The sequence below is a fragment of the Pseudanabaena sp. UWO311 genome, from assembly GCF_006937785.1.
GTDB lineage: Bacteria > Cyanobacteriota > Cyanobacteriia > Pseudanabaenales > Pseudanabaenaceae > Pseudanabaena.
Genome location: NZ_SJEE01000003.1, coordinates 93,387 through 108,219, shown reverse-complemented (window position 1 = coordinate 108,219; position 14,833 = coordinate 93,387). Strand labels below are relative to the sequence as shown.

General features: G+C 39.6%; 12 protein-coding genes. 3 read left to right on the top strand and 9 right to left on the bottom strand.

Features of this window, described 5'->3' with window-relative positions; translation table 11 throughout:
• The first annotated feature begins 227 nt into the window (after positions 1-227).
• A complete protein-coding gene (locus PseudUWO311_RS03890) occupies positions 228-1,274 on the top strand; it encodes a late competence development ComFB family protein (protein WP_142653765.1) in 1,047 nt (348 codons plus the stop codon).
• Positions 1,275-1,626: 352 nt separating this feature from the next.
• Here the strand turns inward: PseudUWO311_RS03890 and PseudUWO311_RS03885 are convergent, their stop codons facing one another.
• A complete protein-coding gene (locus tag PseudUWO311_RS03885; RefSeq protein ID WP_142653764.1) occupies positions 1,627-2,466 on the bottom strand; it encodes a DUF928 domain-containing protein in 840 nt (279 codons plus the stop codon).
• A 216-nt stretch (positions 2,467-2,682) separates the two neighbouring features.
• Here PseudUWO311_RS03885 and PseudUWO311_RS03880 point away from each other — a divergent pair, with 216 nt between their 5' ends.
• Positions 2,683-3,444, top strand: coding sequence for an HAD-IIB family hydrolase (locus PseudUWO311_RS03880; RefSeq protein ID WP_142653763.1), 762 nt, complete (start codon positions 2,683-2,685; stop codon positions 3,442-3,444).
• A 184-nt stretch (positions 3,445-3,628) separates the two neighbouring features.
• Here PseudUWO311_RS03880 and PseudUWO311_RS03875 read toward each other — a convergent pair whose 3' ends face one another.
• From PseudUWO311_RS03875 to ndhC, 3 genes are read right to left on the bottom strand one after another with little or no spacing between them, the layout of a single operon-like run.
• Positions 3,629-4,165 (bottom strand): NAD(P)H-quinone oxidoreductase subunit J, encoded by a 537-nt coding sequence (locus PseudUWO311_RS03875; RefSeq protein WP_142653762.1) that lies wholly within the window; start codon positions 4,163-4,165, stop codon positions 3,629-3,631.
• On the bottom strand, positions 4,155-4,895 hold the full coding sequence (locus tag PseudUWO311_RS03870; RefSeq protein WP_190303390.1) for an NADH dehydrogenase subunit K: 741 nt from the start codon (positions 4,893-4,895) through the stop codon (positions 4,155-4,157). Before PseudUWO311_RS03870 ends, PseudUWO311_RS03875 begins: the two co-directional genes overlap by 11 nt.
• Positions 4,892-5,254, bottom strand: a complete 363-nt coding sequence (ndhC, locus tag PseudUWO311_RS03865; RefSeq protein WP_103667558.1) for an NADH-quinone oxidoreductase subunit A — start codon at positions 5,252-5,254, stop codon at positions 4,892-4,894. The genes PseudUWO311_RS03870 and ndhC overlap by 4 nt, the downstream gene beginning before the upstream one ends.
• Before the next feature lie 385 nt (positions 5,255-5,639).
• On the opposite strand from ndhC, the gene PseudUWO311_RS03860 reads away from it, so the two are divergent.
• Positions 5,640-6,377 (top strand): heme oxygenase (biliverdin-producing), encoded by a 738-nt coding sequence (locus tag PseudUWO311_RS03860; RefSeq protein WP_142653760.1) that lies wholly within the window; start codon positions 5,640-5,642, stop codon positions 6,375-6,377.
• Positions 6,378-6,437: 60 nt separating this feature from the next.
• Here PseudUWO311_RS03860 and hemH read toward each other — a convergent pair whose 3' ends face one another.
• From hemH to PseudUWO311_RS03835, 5 genes are all read right to left on the bottom strand, one after another.
• Positions 6,438-7,589: a ferrochelatase gene (hemH, locus tag PseudUWO311_RS03855; RefSeq protein WP_142653759.1), complete on the bottom strand. Its 1,152-nt coding sequence runs from the start codon at positions 7,587-7,589 to the stop codon at positions 6,438-6,440.
• A 319-nt stretch (positions 7,590-7,908) separates the two neighbouring features.
• On the bottom strand, positions 7,909-8,676 hold the full coding sequence (locus tag PseudUWO311_RS03850) for a cobalt-precorrin-6A reductase (protein WP_142653758.1): 768 nt from the start codon (positions 8,674-8,676) through the stop codon (positions 7,909-7,911).
• Positions 8,677-8,688: 12 nt separating this feature from the next.
• Positions 8,689-11,169, bottom strand: a complete 2,481-nt coding sequence (locus tag PseudUWO311_RS03845) for a response regulator (protein ID WP_142653757.1) — start codon at positions 11,167-11,169, stop codon at positions 8,689-8,691.
• Between the two features lie 91 nt (positions 11,170-11,260).
• The gene (locus tag PseudUWO311_RS03840) at positions 11,261-11,815 is read right to left on the bottom strand and encodes a Rab family GTPase (protein ID WP_142653756.1); all 555 of its coding nucleotides are present in this window, start codon (positions 11,813-11,815) and stop codon (positions 11,261-11,263) included.
• Complete coding sequence (locus PseudUWO311_RS03835) at positions 11,816-14,701, bottom strand: BON domain-containing protein (RefSeq protein WP_142653755.1); 2,886 nt, start codon at positions 14,699-14,701, stop codon at positions 11,816-11,818.
• Positions 14,702-14,833 lie beyond the last annotated feature (132 nt).

Genomic DNA, 14,833 nt, shown 5'->3' with positions numbered 1-14,833 from the left:
TCGGCATAAATAAAGCCCAAAAAACTGTGCTAATCCGCTGCGCGGGCAGCACAGTTTTTTGGGCTTTATATTTAATTACGACTACCTACTGAGTCCATTGCTATAATGTCTTAATCATTTTAATTTTGATTAATCTGCAATTCCAAAAAATCTGCAATTTAGTCTAAACTGATATTTTTTAACCTTAGAAACACTTCAATTTCATATTAGGTTTGGGACGGCTTGATATGCAAAGTTGCAAAAATGCAATAGAGGAATTGGTAATTGCAGAAATTGACTTACAAATTTCTCATTTACCCCAATACCGCCGCGATCAGATTAACTTAAGCGAAGTTGCAGCCTATGCGTTAAACCGCTTACCACCGATGTACGCAACATCAAAATTAGGTTGGCTAAGACAACGCAAAAAAGCTACAACCGAAATGCGATCGCAAATTGAATCCGCAGTTCGACGAGCACTAGTCAGTGTTAAGCCTGATGCATTAAGAGACTCAAGACCTCTACCATCGCAAGAGGTCGCCAGTCATGCACGTTCCCTTGCGGCACTCCAGCAAATCTTAGGCGCAGAAAATGCATCTTGGAAGGATATTCCCACGGCTCTAGAGAATGCCTTGCTGACAGTTAAGCTCAAAAGTGCTGTAAGTAATACCTACTTGGTTACAGGTAGACGAGAAGCAGCAGCTGGAGGAGATGAAACAGCTTTTGAGCGTAAGCAACCTGAGATTTCTTGGAAAGGTAGACAGGTTCAAACTTCAGTCAATCCAAGCAAAGATCAGCAAAAAGCTAGAGATTTTCAGACTTACATGGTGGATGTTAATTATCAATTCAGTAATGTATTAGAAAAATTAGTACTGTCTCTTGCTTACCATCAAGTTCAAAAATTACATCCTGCGATCGCGGAAACAGTGGATCTCGGTGAAGCAACTGCCTATGTATTAAATCGGCTCCCTCCCATGTATGCAACTTCAGAAAAAGGCTACAAATCTTTAAGACTGAGAGCGCGAGAAGTTTACGGTAAAGAGGTAGTTGCAGCTCTCAAAGAGGCGATCGCTGTTTGCGTAGAGGCTCCAAATATTGAAAAAGTTCCTTTGCCTTTAGCCCGTTTTGAAGCGGAGCTAGAAGAATCATTGGAGCAACTAAGTTGGATCTTGCATCGCGATGATATCAATTGGCGCAATGCACCATTTATCGTTGAAGAATGTTTACTTAAAGTTGTCAATAATGAAATGGACTGGCGTAAGCGCAGCGATTATAACTATCCATACACTCCATAATACCAATTCAAGAAATGGCAACGCAATTTCTTGAATCTCAAAACCTTACTGGGTTTGTTTTTTATTCGCTGAAGTGCTAGGCGAATAGATATAAATCATCTCTTTTTGGGGTGCTTATTATTAAAAAAAAGCGCACTCAGGTGCGCTTTTTTTAATAATTTAGGATTGCAATTACAGCGCTTTACACCCAAATCCGAACCAGTAGATTTTTTATAGGAAGAGTTTTTTACTTACTGTAGCAATGTAAGCGTTGCGTAAGGCATAAAGCCCAAAAAATAGTAGCGGCTCGAAGCGCCGCCACTATTTTTTGGGCTTTGATTTTTCCTAGCTATATCTTGCATTGTCATTATAGTTATGGAGATTGCAATTTCATGATTTGTGGTGTTGATTGTTTAGAATTAATCAAGCTTGAATTGTTTACGTTGTATTTGCCAATACATTTCAGCCTAGGATTTCTTTCTATTATTTGCTCTAACATTGACAGTCGCTCACTAGAAGCTTGCATGTCATTAGGATTTGAATCAATCCATTGAGTATATTCATCTAGAGCATCATACCAATAGAGATTTTCCGCAAAGATTCTCGCCTTTTCTAGATTTGTTGAAGCTTCTTTTACTCGCTCGATTACTGATGAGTTACTTTCCCGCTTGACAATTGCTTTAGTGTCAATTTGATTACTACTATTTAAGTCTTCATATTCACTATTAGCTTGCACATAGCGAATATGCCAAGAGTAAGTTTTACTGATCTCCAAACTAGGAGAATTGGGAGGCAGTGTAAACCTATATAGTCCAGACTTATCTTTAAGAATATCTACCGAGCGCGATCTAAAAATTGATTTAGCATTAAAACCAAAACCTTCTCTCAAAATGAAATCTATATAAAAGCTTTTCTCATTTTTTACTTCATTTTGTGATTTATGGTCGATATACCAATAGAAAGTTGGACGTGCTGCAAGTGTTCTTGCCCCATCAATAGGAGCTAAAAGATCCACAGCAACTAGGTTGCCTAAATTTGCACATCTGACTGTTCCTCTTTCATAATATCGATTTTGAACTATGCCTAAACCATAAGAACTACTATCCTTTGATTTCGCTGCATTTGGCACACACCAACTAATTGCAACAAGGAAGATTGTCGCCAAGCCCAATACAGGCAAATGGAATAGAGATCGCCAGATGTAAAGTTTCATCTTTACTCATTCCCTAACTGTAAATATTCATTATTTACTAGCTATGCGGTTCTCTAAATTATATCAACCCTAAGCTTGTTCGATACACAGCCAAAATTACTACCTAAGACGGACGGTACGCTGTCATAAACCTATGTCAAATGCCAGCATCCCCAAAAATTAGCGATCGCATTACCCAATGCCTTGATAATTATTAATGCTAACCGACCAAGCTTTATGAATCTATTAAATCTCAATCAAGCTGACCTATCAAACATTCGTTTGATTGCTTCTGATGTCGATGGTACTCTTACCCAGAATGGTAAATTTGTTCCAAATTTCATCGATACTCTCCTTGATCTACAGTCATCAGGAATTAAAGTTTTTTTGGTAACTGGTCGTTCAGCGGGATGGGTCAGCGCTTTAGTTAATTATCTCCCCGTCACGGCAGCGATCGCTGAGAATGGTGGACTCTATTTGCAGCCAGATGGTAAGCAAGATTTGCTTTCTGATATTCCTGACCTAACTGAACATCGCCTTCTATTGGAGAATGCTTTCTGTCAGATTAAAAATAGATTTTCTAATCTAAAAATATCTTCTGATAATCAGTTCCGTATTACCGATTGGACTTTTGATGTGGGTGATTTAGCTGCCGATGAGATTAGTGCGATCGCAGGGCAATGTCACGAAATGAGTTTAGGCTTTACCTACAGTACTGTCCAATGTCATCTCAAACTCGCGCATCAAGATAAGGCAATAGGTTTAACAAAAATATTAGGGCGCTATTTCCCAGAGTTCAATCAGTATCAAGTTCTAACTGTTGGAGATAGCCCCAACGATGAGGCAATGTTTGATCCTGACAAGTTCCCTCTGTCTGTGGGAGTTGCCAATATCTTGCACTATCAAGACAAAATGACTCATCTCCCAAAGTATGTTACTCAAGCATCAGAGTTTTTAGGCTTCGCCGAACTGGCAAAATTATTGCTACAGCAAATCTAGCAACCAGCAATTCTAATTATGAAACCGATTGTGTTGTTTCCAGCGACTTTGGCGCTGGAAACAACACAATCGGTTTTTTGAAAGCCCACCCTCGGCAGGCTTTCAAAAAACCGATTTTTATATGAGAATCTCTGTCTAGCAACTTGATTTAGATAAAAAAAGCACCCAATGGGTGCTTTTTTGGTTAGTATGCGTCTTGTAACTCGTAAAAGTCTGGGGTGACGTAATCCTTTCGCATCGGATAGCCGATCCAGTCTTCAGGCATCAAAATCCGCTTGAGATTAGGATGACCTTCGTAGATGATGCCATACATATCGAAGGTTTCGCGCTCTTGCCAATCAGCAGTTTTCCAGATCCAGTAGACCGATGGACAACGCGGATCGGTACGCGGGAGAAATACTTTGATGCGGACTTCTTCTAAGCGATCGCTTTTATTAATGCCCTCATCAGTCAGCTTAGCGAGATGGTACATACTCACCAAACTATCACCAGCGCCAGCATCATAACCACATTGACACATCATGTAGTTAAAGCCATAGGCATATAGCGCTGTTGAGAAAGGCAGAAGAAACTGGCGATCGATTTTTAGAATTGGTACACCTTGCTTATCCAGCCCCAAAAACTCATGTTCAAAGCCATTGCTAGTTAACCATTGCGAAACTGGCGCAGTTACTTCGGTAGTAGCTAAGGCTGCTTCTTGATTTTCTTGATTATCTGCCAACGGTTTCTACCTCCTTCTGAGCCATTTGCAAAGCGGGTAAAGGAATTCCAGATTCCACCAATTCCTTAGGTGGAGCCATACGGCTAGGCATTTCTAGGTATTGTCCAGTCAAGATTGGACTTACTACCTTCATTTCATGCTTAACGGCATAGTAGCGATGAGTACGATTAAGATTGGCTCTTTCGTTGAATCCTTCAGTACCAATCTTTTTCCGCAATTTGATAATTGCATCCATAATCGCTTCAGGGCGAGGAGGGCAGCCTGGGATATACACATCCACAGGGATCAGCTTGTCAACACCACGAACTGTCGTGTAAGAATCGGTGCTAAACATGCCGCCCGTAATTGTGCAAGCGCCCATGGCAATTACATATTTCGGTTCTTGCATTTGTTCATAGAGACGAACCAGCGCTGGTGCCATTTTCATAGTGACTGTACCTGCGGTAATGATCAGGTCAGCTTGGCGAGGGCTAGAACGGGGCAATAGTCCAAAGCGATCGAAGTCAAATCTGGAGCCAATCATTGCTGCAAACTCAATGAAGCAACAGCTTGTGCCATAGAGCATTGGCCATAGGCTAGACATTCTTGACCAGTTATAGAGGTCATTGAGAGTTGTTAAAACGACATTATTCGATAAGTCTTGGGTAACTTGAGGAGTTGCCGCAGGATTGATAAGTCGTTGAGTTTGTTCTTCGATACTAAAGTCCAAACTAACATTTTCGGATTTCATGACCATTCTAAGGCTCCTTTTCTCCAAGCGTAGACTAGACCTAACACGAGAATACTAATAAAAATAAGTGCTTCCACAAAGGCAAGCAAGCCTAGTTTACTAAATGCAACTGCCCAAGGGTATAGAAATACCGTTTCTACGTCAAATATAACGAAGGCAAGTGCGAACATATAATAACGAATATTAAACTGTATCCAAGCTCCCCCAATGGGTTCACAGCCTGATTCGTAGGTGGTACGACCTGCGGCTCCTGACTGTTTTGGGCTTAACAGAGCAGACAGTCCTAGCCCTGATAGTGGGACTAGCGTACAAACAATGATGAATACCAGTAAGTATTCGTATCCGCTTAAAACCAAAATTTATTACCTCTTCAAGCTAGCTTGACTAAAATCTAATTTGTAATGAACCTTAGCTCTTCTACTCATTAGGAGATCCTAGGTACATTATATGGGAGGGATGGTAGATGAAAATTTGTTACAGACTAGAAATTTTTCTATGGCTTGGCTTATATAATTGAAACTTATGTCAAATGCTGTTGATTTTGAGGCTTTAGCTGCGATCGCAGTTTTTTGATTCACCTGCAATTATCTGGATTAATTTATCCCAGCATATATTTCTTGAATCATTTTTATTGCTGTTTTTACTACTAATTTTAAATTCATGTGAAGTAGTGCAAAGCACTGCCTAATATGAGCAATCACGTCACTTTAAATTAAAAATAATTAAAAAAATTTAGGAGATCTCATGAGTCAAGGTTTAGCGACACTCTTGCGTGTAGGCACACAAAAATCTCATTCAGCAGCAGAGAGTACCGATTTTATCAAATGCTTTTTAAAAGGTGTGGTTGACAAAACCTCCTACAGCAGACTTGTGGGAAACCTTTATTTTGTTTATAAGGCGATTGAGGCTGAGTTTGAAGTTCATAAAAACGATCCAGTTCTTAGTAAGCTTTATTACCGCGAACTATGGCGTGAAAAGAGTCTAGAACTTGATATGTTGTTCTACTTTGGCTCCAATTGGCGCGAAGAGTTTAAGCCTACCCCTGCTTGTGAGAAATATCTTGCTCGTATCCGCGAGATTTCGGCTAATGACCCTGTACTATTGGTTGCTCATGCTTATACTCGCTATATGGGCGATCTTTCAGGCGGTCAGATCCTGAAGAAAATTGCTAAAGAGGCAATGGGTTTACAAGACGACAAGGGAACAGCTTTCTATGAATTTGATGACATTCGTAACCATGGTGAATTCAAAAAGCGCTATCGCGAAGCTCTTGACACCTTGCCTGTAGATGCTGCCACAGCCGAACGCATTGTTGATGAAGCTAATGCTTCATTTCATATGAATATGGCAATGTTCCGTGAGTTAGAAGGGAACTGGTTTGTGGCTTTGACCAAGTTTGGTTGGAATTCACTACTCACCAAGATCAAGGGCGAGCCAAAAGAGAATGGCTCTGTCCGTCGTGAAACTAAAGCAGCTAGTTAGCTTTTAGCAAACCCAAAAAGAAAAGCGCCCGCTACGCGGGCGCTTTTCTTTTTGGGTTTGCTATTGCACCAACATTCCTCGTCCTAGCCATAGCTCTAGTAGCAAGATCAGGAAACCTAGCATTGCTAAGCGTCCATTCCATACTTCTGCGGATTGGGTCATTCCCCATTCCCAACGCTCTTGAGGATAGAGTTTAGTGTCCTTTTGAGGTTGGATAGTTTCAGCAAAGGTAATGGGGCGATCGCTTAAAGCTTTTGTCACAACATCAGCCAAAGCTTGAATAAAAATCGGGTCAGTATCAGGAGCAGGAACTCTTGCAAAAGTCTCAATCCCAGCATGTTCAGCAATTTCGCGGTATTCCATATCGATTTCTTCGAGGGTTTCGATATGCTCAGACACAAAACTGATGGGTACTACTACCAATTCTTTTACGCCTTGCTCAGCAAGCTCGACGATCGCCACATCTGTATATGGTTGTAACCATTCGACGGGGCCAACGCGGCTTTGGTAGGCAAGCTTGTAGGGATTGGCGCGATTAAGTTTTTGCATGATTAGAGCCGCGCAAGTTTCGATCTCTTTTTGATAAGGATCGCCTGCTTCTTTGATGTAGCTGACAGGTACACCGTGGGCACTAAAGAATATATAAGCTTCACTAGGATTTTTAACTTGATCAAGCTTGGTGGCTATCAGATTTGACATTGCTTGCAGATAGCCTGCATTGTCGTACCAAGAAGGCACAACTGTATATTTAATTTTTTGTAATTCTGGATCTCGTAGCCAAATGCGATTTAGTAATCTAAAGCTAGAACCTGTGGTACTAATTGAAAATTGAGGATACAGAGGCAAAATGACTAATTCTTCGATTTTGTCCCGTTTAATTTGGGCGATCGCTTCTTCCGTGAAAGGATTCCAGTAACGCATTCCGATATAGACATTAACATCGTGACCATTTTGCTGAAGCTGGGCTTTTAATGCTTGTCCTTGAGCTTCAGTAATGCGCCGTAGCGGAGAACCACCGCCAATTTTTTTGTAGTTTTCCTGAGATTTTTTAAAGCGCAGGGTCGAGATTAGCCAAGCCAAAGGTGCTTGCAGTAAAGGCGAAGGCAAACGAATAATTTCTGGATCAGAAAATAAGTTATACAAAAATGGGCGGACATCCTCTAGTTTGTCGGGTCCACCGAGGTTCAGAAGTAAAACGCCTAATCGCCCCATGTCAATCGTTATATCCCTTTAAAATTTATTTATCATTAAGATCAAGTTTCACTAATTATAGCTAGCGTCAGGAACGTTATACCATTTTATCCAGATATTACAGCAATTTCCGAGCTGACGAACCACAATAAATTTTTGAAAGTGTTTCAATGCAATGCTTTCAAAGGTTTATTGATTCTGTTTTGATTGAAAAATGCTGTGAGCATTGATTTTGAGAAAAGCTAATAATTCTCATTTATGAGACTAATTTTGGCTAGTCCCAAAAAGGAAAGGATTTATATGGTGAGAATGGTCGGCGCAAAGCGCCGCTCATTCTCACCTATTTAGCGCCACCTAATTTTGAGGTTTTTAGATTCAACCATGAGATCGTTGCTTCAATACTTGTTGCCTTTTCGCCTTCGGGCATTACAGGACGCTGTACCATAATAATCGGAATTCCTAATTCTCTCGCGGCGATAATTTTGGCATAGGTCGCATCACCACCACTATTTTTACTTACAATCGCTTGAATCTGATATTTTCGCAATAAATGGCGTTCTTGTTCTAAACTAAATGGCCCTCGCTCAAGTAGTACTTCACTATTGGGTAATTCAATGTCAGGAGGATCGATGGAGCGCATTAAATACCAAGTTTCTGGATGAAATTGCGATCGCTGTAAAAATGGCTCTAGTTGTTGTCTCCCTGATGTAATAAATACTCGATTTATAGATGCAGGAATAGCTTGAGCTGCTGCTGCCACACTTTCCACTTCAATCCAATTATCGCCAGATACTCTCTCCCATTGTGGACGAACGAGCATGAGATGGGGAATGTTAGCTGCTTTGACTGCGATCGCGCCATTCATGGTGATTTGCCCCGCACAGGGATGCGTTGCATCGATCAGGAAATCTATAGCATTTTCTTTCAAGAAGTTAGCTAATCCATCCGCTCCTCCAAATCCGCCGATACGAACTTCCCCAACCAGGGCTGAGGGCTTTTTGGTGCGTCCCGCAAGAGAACTAATTATTGCTATTTCGGGAATGGTTGCCAGTTTCGCAGCAAGTTTAACAGCATCACCAGTGCCACCTAAAATGAGAACTTTTTTCATGATAGCCGATGCTTACCTAATCCAATTTTCAAGAGTCTCCTTAAGTTGTTGCCTGCGGATCGGTTTACTCAGAAAATCATCCATTCCGACTGCTAAACAGCGATCACGATCTTCTGTAAAAGCATTAGCGGTCATCGCGATGATCACGACATGCTTAGATAATTCAGCAGTAGCTTCGAGTTGGCGAATGCTCTCAGTAGTTGCATATCCATCCAATAAAGGCATCTGACAATCCATCAAAACAACGTCGTAATCTTTAGTCTGCATTAACTGCAATACCTGTTCTCCATTTTCAGCGAGTTCTGCTTGACAGCCTAGTTGAGATAGATACGTCATTATAACTTTCTGATTAACAATATTGTCTTCAGCCAATAGAACTTTTAAGTTTTTGAACTTTTCTAAGCCACCTTTCTCTTTAGAATTATTACGAAGATCAGGAACAACTGTACTAGAAGAAAGTGAATCATTTACAAAAGCAGGAAGATCAATTCCCAAAGACAAAAATACTGCTTTTAATAATCGTTGCTGTTTGAAAGGTTTTGTCACATATCCACAAAAACCTTGATTAATAACTGTTTCGATTTCACCTTGACGATTTGCAGTTAACACCGCTATAAGGGGTAAGTCGGCAAAGTTCTCTATCCCATGAATTTGTTTAACTAATTGCGATCCATTAAAACCAGTTAAACTCCAATCGATTAATGCTACATCAACTTGCTTTTTTGAGTTCAAATAAGCGAGCGCTTCACTAATATTTGATGCTTCATAAATTTCTGCAACTAGTTTAGTGAGGTAATGACGAATTGTGTAGCGAGAATGTTTATTTGATGAAATCACTAAAATATTTCGATTACTTAAAGCTTGCGAATCATAATTCAAAAATTCCTGATCTTGGGGTGGCTGAAGAGTAAAAGGAATTCTGAACCAAAAACAAGTACCTTTTCCATCTATCACTGGACTGGATACACCAATCTCGCCTTGCATTAACTCCACTAACTGACGACTAATCGCTAATCCTAATCCAGTTCCACCAAAACGACGATGGGTGGAAGTATCAACTTGCGAAAATGGTTTAAAAAGCTTGTTCTGATTAGCGGGATCAATGCCAATACCTGTATCGATAACAGAGAACCGTAAATAGATTTGAGGTTGTGACATTGTTAAAGTCTGCTCAAAAGCGCGATCGCGTTCGACTTGCACAATGATTTCACCTTCAGTAGTAAACTTAACGGCATTACCAATTAAATTCATCATGATTTGGCGAAATCTAACCGTATCAGCCATTAGGAAATTAGGTAAACCTTCTTCAAAACAGGCATTAAGTTCCAATCCATGATTATGCACTTGCAAAGCAAAAAGTTCAAGGATTTCTTCTATGCATTGCTCTAAATTAAATGGCGAATTTTCTAATTCCAATTCACCTTCTTCTAACTTTGATAAATCCAAAATACGATTAATCAAACTGAGTAATAGATTGCCACTCAGTCGAATATTTTCGACAAAGTCCTGCTGGTGGTCATCTAAAGATGTACCAAGCAATAGGTCGGTCATTCCCAAAACACCATTCATGGGAGTGCGAATTTCATGACTCATATTTGCCAAGAAGATACTTTTAGCTTTGGCAGATTGCTCGGCAAATTGTCTGGCAGCTAATAACTCTTGTTCTTTACGTTTTAGTTCTGTAATATCACGACCAACATAAACAAAGCTGTCATTTGATTCAATACTGTATTCGATTTGTTGGTTTTGTATAGTTGAGCAAGAAAATGCGATCAAAATCTCTTCTTTGTTTTTCGATACGCATAATATTTCAAGGTTTGTAAAATAGCGATCGCTATCTAGAGATTGTTCACTAACAGATTGATTTTCAAGATGACTTTGATGAATTAACTCTAGTTGATTGGGATTTTTAAATAATGAAGAAATCGAACGATCAATTAGCTCTTTTTGGGTATAACCAAATAAATTGATAGCCGCAGGATTTACAGTTTTAATTCTGCCTTGATGATCAGTAACTATCAACGCATCTGCCATTGCAGAAATGATTTTATCAATATATTCATTTGATCTTTGCAAGGCATTAGCCATTAAATCAGACTCATTTGCCCTTTGCATTAATGCTTGAGACATGATCATTATATCTGTGACATCTTCAATACAGATGATGATATTTTTATCTGCCTCTTCTAATTCATTTGTTCCGATGATATAAAAATCAAAATAGAGAGGTTTATTGGGATTAGTAGAACGACAAATCCCTTTAATCGTAAAACTAGTAGCTTGGTTAAGCCAAATACTATTAAAAGATTCTTCTAAACCAATTGTTTCTGGAAATGCATTCCGAATATCCTTATTTAGCAATGGCTCGTAGGGATACTCAGAAAATCGCTCGGCTCCGAATGAAGTATCAGTAATCAGAAGCTGGCGATCAACCATAATGAACGATCGCTCTGAAGCAGTGAGAAGTTTTTTGAGAAGTTGTGACTGTTTCATAGCAGCTCATGATGTAAAAGAATACCGAATTGTTATTTGCCAAACATATTTTTAATCATAGAATTACAAATATTTAACAGCAGAGATTAACCTATTCTAGCATTAGCATTTGACGAGCTAGTTTTTGGAATGTTTCATCTACACCTTCACCTGTTTTAGCGGAAGTTATATATATAGGTATGTTGAGATTAGCGAATTCAGTTGGGATAGAGTGCAATAGATTCTCTCTTTCATTTTTATCAATCAAATCAACTTTATTTAATGAAATAATTACACTAGATGTGGGATTTATTGATTGAAAAAGTTGCACATGATCTTTGAGGCTTTGCATACTTGATTGCCTTGTTACATCCCCAACTATTAGGGCTCCTTTTGCTCCCTGTAGGTAGCTAGGAGCGATCGCCTTAAATCTTGTACTCCCTTCAATATCCCAGACAATCAATTGCAATTGTTTTAAATCTACTGGCGTGTTATCAGACAAGTTATTAATAGACACTAACTTGCGAGAGATTTTTACGCCAACAGTAGACAAGTATTTATCACTAAATTGACGATCGACAAACTGACGAATTAGGCTGGTTTTGCCAACGCCAAAATCACCGATAAGACATATTTTTTGAGAAACTACTTTTGCAGGAGAATGCATTTAATTAGATACGGACATTGGCTTTAGAATCGGCTGAAATTCTACCCATCTTAACATTTGGTCAGAGGGTTGATGAGTAGATGTATCTATTATCCCAGAAATATGTAAACGTTTAGCATTTACGCCTTTTTGTAATAGCGCAGCTCGAACCGTTTGAGATCGTTTCATCCCTAATTGATAGTTGATGGAGGGATCGCCAATATTATCATTTTTGACAAAAATCTTAATATTGTAATCTGGGTAAAGATCGAGAAACGACTTAACCTCTATTAGCTTTTCGTTGTCAGATGGTTCGAGTGTTGTCACCCACAAGGGAAAGTAGATACGTGTTGACAGCTTTGGAGTCAAGATCGTAACACCATTACTAACTATATTAATTCCTGCAATTTTAGTAAAAGCCTGCGTAATTTTTGGCATCATGCTCGGCTGTTCAATCTGTCCAGTAATTGTTACTTGCCCATCTTTAAACTGGCTCTGGATATTCACCCCCTGAGTGTAGTTTAGGGCTTTAGTAAGCCGCTGGACTTCGTTCGCCACGAGTTCAGGGTCGGGCGGGATATTGACGGTATAGATATTATTGTTAATCTTACCGTTTGCTATTTCTGCTTTTGAGGCAGAGATCGCTACTTGGAGGGCGCGATCGCGTAAATTTTGATTTGGCAATTTGCCTGTTAATTTCAGCCGATCGCCATCGGCAGCAACATTAAGCCGATAGACGGCAAGTTCGGGCGTACTGGTTAAGGCTTCTAAAACTTTAGCTTCAAGTTGGCGATCGCGATTAGATTGATATTGAAAAATTCCTATTGGCACCAAAATTAAAGCAAGTATGCCTAAGCTCATAAAAATCAAAGTTTTGGGTGATTGTTTGGATTTTTTAGCATGTTCAAATTCCATTAAGGTCTTGAGTTCAATTTCAGCCTCCATTGGAACCATACTGGGATCGCCGTCGAACTCTTTAAAGCGATCGCCATAGACTTGCACAATCCGCCCAAATACATCGCGAATCTTGTTTACTAAGGCTGAGTCAGGTTCTCCCCGAATGATTACCGCAAGATAGCAATATCCCGCAACTTCTAGCAATATTTTGGAGCCACTGTAGTTAATCGCATCAAGTTCTGTCGTACTTTCCGATCTGGACATGCATTCATTAGCAAAGCTCCGAATCGCTGTTAACATCCCTGCTAGCATATCTGAGTCAATGGGATCGATTAAATCATCAAGGTCACTTTTTTGGATGTCAATCATTACTAATCCCGAAAGATTGTGGATCAGGAAGATGGCTTGAATTTCAAAAGGGACAGATTCTTTGAGAATTAATTCGGCTTCAGAAACACCTTGCATTTTGGCGCGGATTTTTCGTTGTACTCCTTCTACACTGAAAGTCTGCTCAACTTTTTGATTGATCGAACGAATTGCTTCAGCGAAATATTTAGCGATCGTATTTCCAATTACTGGATAGAGCGCGTCAACCATTGCATCACGTTCAAGCACAATCTGTTGCTTAATGGCCGCGCCCATTTCTGGCGCAAGCGCATCAACGATTTCATCACGATCAAGTCTTATTTGTTCGCGAATTGCTGCGCCAACTTCTGGTCCAAGCGCTTTAGCAATTTGCTCAGGGTTACTACGAATTTGTTCACTAATCGCATTCGGCAAAAGATCGGCGATCGCATGGCTCATGGACAATCGATCTAGTTGCGATCGCTCAAAAATCACCTCAGCAATAATTGGCGTTATCGCCTGACACATCTCTTCTCTAGCCTGATCTGCTTTGATGCTGAGCAACTCAGCAATAATTGGCAACAAAAGCTGAACTAATTCTGCTGGTTCATTAATTTGATTTTCTAACTGAGCAACGCGATCGCTAACCTTATCAATCTCCATTGGAATATTGCTCTGTTCATCATCCATTACTGAAAGTCGGCGAGAAGCATTTTGCAATAAACTTTCCAACCCTTCAATTTTGTTCATGATTGCAGGATTATTAACCTGACTTTCGACTATTCCCAGCTTTTGCTCAACTGCAATTTTGAAGTTTCGTAAGTCTTCTAGCTCTGGAACAACCAGAATATCCTGTAACATATGAATTGCTTTATCATCCTCCTCTGATAATTCTTCTAAATCATTGTTTTGTGAATGTGATTGGGATCTAGGAGCAGTGACAGATGGAGATGGATTCTGAGAAGTCGCTTGAGAAGATAATTGAGTAATGGATTGAGATTTTTTCTGAGGGGTTTGCAATGATGCTATTTGAGAAATCTGTGAAGATGAAACCTGGTCATTTTCACTGCCAAAAAGAAGCTCTTGGATAAGATTTACCGTCTCTACTTCTTCCGTTGTCGAGGATTCAATTTTTTCTAAGATTACATTGTCATTATGATTTGAGCGATTTAAATTTTCATGATGTCGATCTTTATCATGATTCTGATCAAACCCATTTAAATTAGCAGGCTGAATGTCTCTTAAAAATGGTAGCTCATCTAACAGACTAGGGAAAGGGTATATAGAAGGCGATCGCGCTATATCTAAAAAATCTTCATCTGGAGATTTTTGTATGGGCTTAGCCAATGAGTTCTGTCCATTTGGCGATCGCTCTACATCTAAAGATTTCCTATCTAAATATTTAGGTTTCGACTGAGCTGACAATTCCTGATCGATCTCCAATCGTCTGGAGATGGACTTACTAGACTTAATGTCTATATATTTATCATCTTTATGCTCAATATTTAATAGCCCTGAATCATCTATGCGTTGCAGATTTTGAAGATTTTTAGGTTTTTCAGAGTCAATAATATTTAGATCGGAGAGCAGGAGTAAAAACTTCTCAACATCACTGAGCGCTTTATTCTGGAAGTTACCCTGTTGCTCTTCTTTTTGCTCTGACATACTACTTTTGCACAATGACAGTATTTTTGTACTATAGCAATGAAAGTTTTGCTTAGAACATAAAACCCAAATAAATAAGGGCGGAGCAAAGCGCCGCCTTTATTTATTTGGGTTCGCCATATCACAAATGCA

Excerpts from the sequence above, each read along its gene's own strand:
- PseudUWO311_RS03870 (WP_190303390.1), bottom strand. The coding sequence starts at position 4,895 with ATGAAATCCGAAAATGTTAGTTTGGACTTTAGTATCGAAGAACAAACT.
- PseudUWO311_RS03840 (WP_142653756.1), bottom strand. The coding sequence starts at position 11,815 with ATGCATTCTCCTGCAAAAGTAGTTTCTCAAAAAATATGTCTTATCGGT.
- PseudUWO311_RS03835 (WP_142653755.1), bottom strand. The coding sequence starts at position 14,701 with ATGTCAGAGCAAAAAGAAGAGCAACAGGGTAACTTCCAGAATAAAGCG.
- PseudUWO311_RS03880 (WP_142653763.1), top strand. The coding sequence starts at position 2,683 with ATGAATCTATTAAATCTCAATCAAGCTGACCTATCAAACATTCGTTTG.
- PseudUWO311_RS03890 (WP_142653765.1), top strand. The coding sequence starts at position 228 with ATGCAAAGTTGCAAAAATGCAATAGAGGAATTGGTAATTGCAGAAATT.
- PseudUWO311_RS03885 (WP_142653764.1), bottom strand. The coding sequence starts at position 2,466 with ATGAAACTTTACATCTGGCGATCTCTATTCCATTTGCCTGTATTGGGC.
- hemH (WP_142653759.1), bottom strand. The coding sequence starts at position 7,589 with ATGGGGCGATTAGGCGTTTTACTTCTGAACCTCGGTGGACCCGACAAA.
- PseudUWO311_RS03850 (WP_142653758.1), bottom strand. The coding sequence starts at position 8,676 with ATGAAAAAAGTTCTCATTTTAGGTGGCACTGGTGATGCTGTTAAACTT.
- PseudUWO311_RS03845 (WP_142653757.1), bottom strand. The coding sequence starts at position 11,169 with ATGAAACAGTCACAACTTCTCAAAAAACTTCTCACTGCTTCAGAGCGA.
- PseudUWO311_RS03860 (WP_142653760.1), top strand. The coding sequence starts at position 5,640 with ATGAGTCAAGGTTTAGCGACACTCTTGCGTGTAGGCACACAAAAATCT.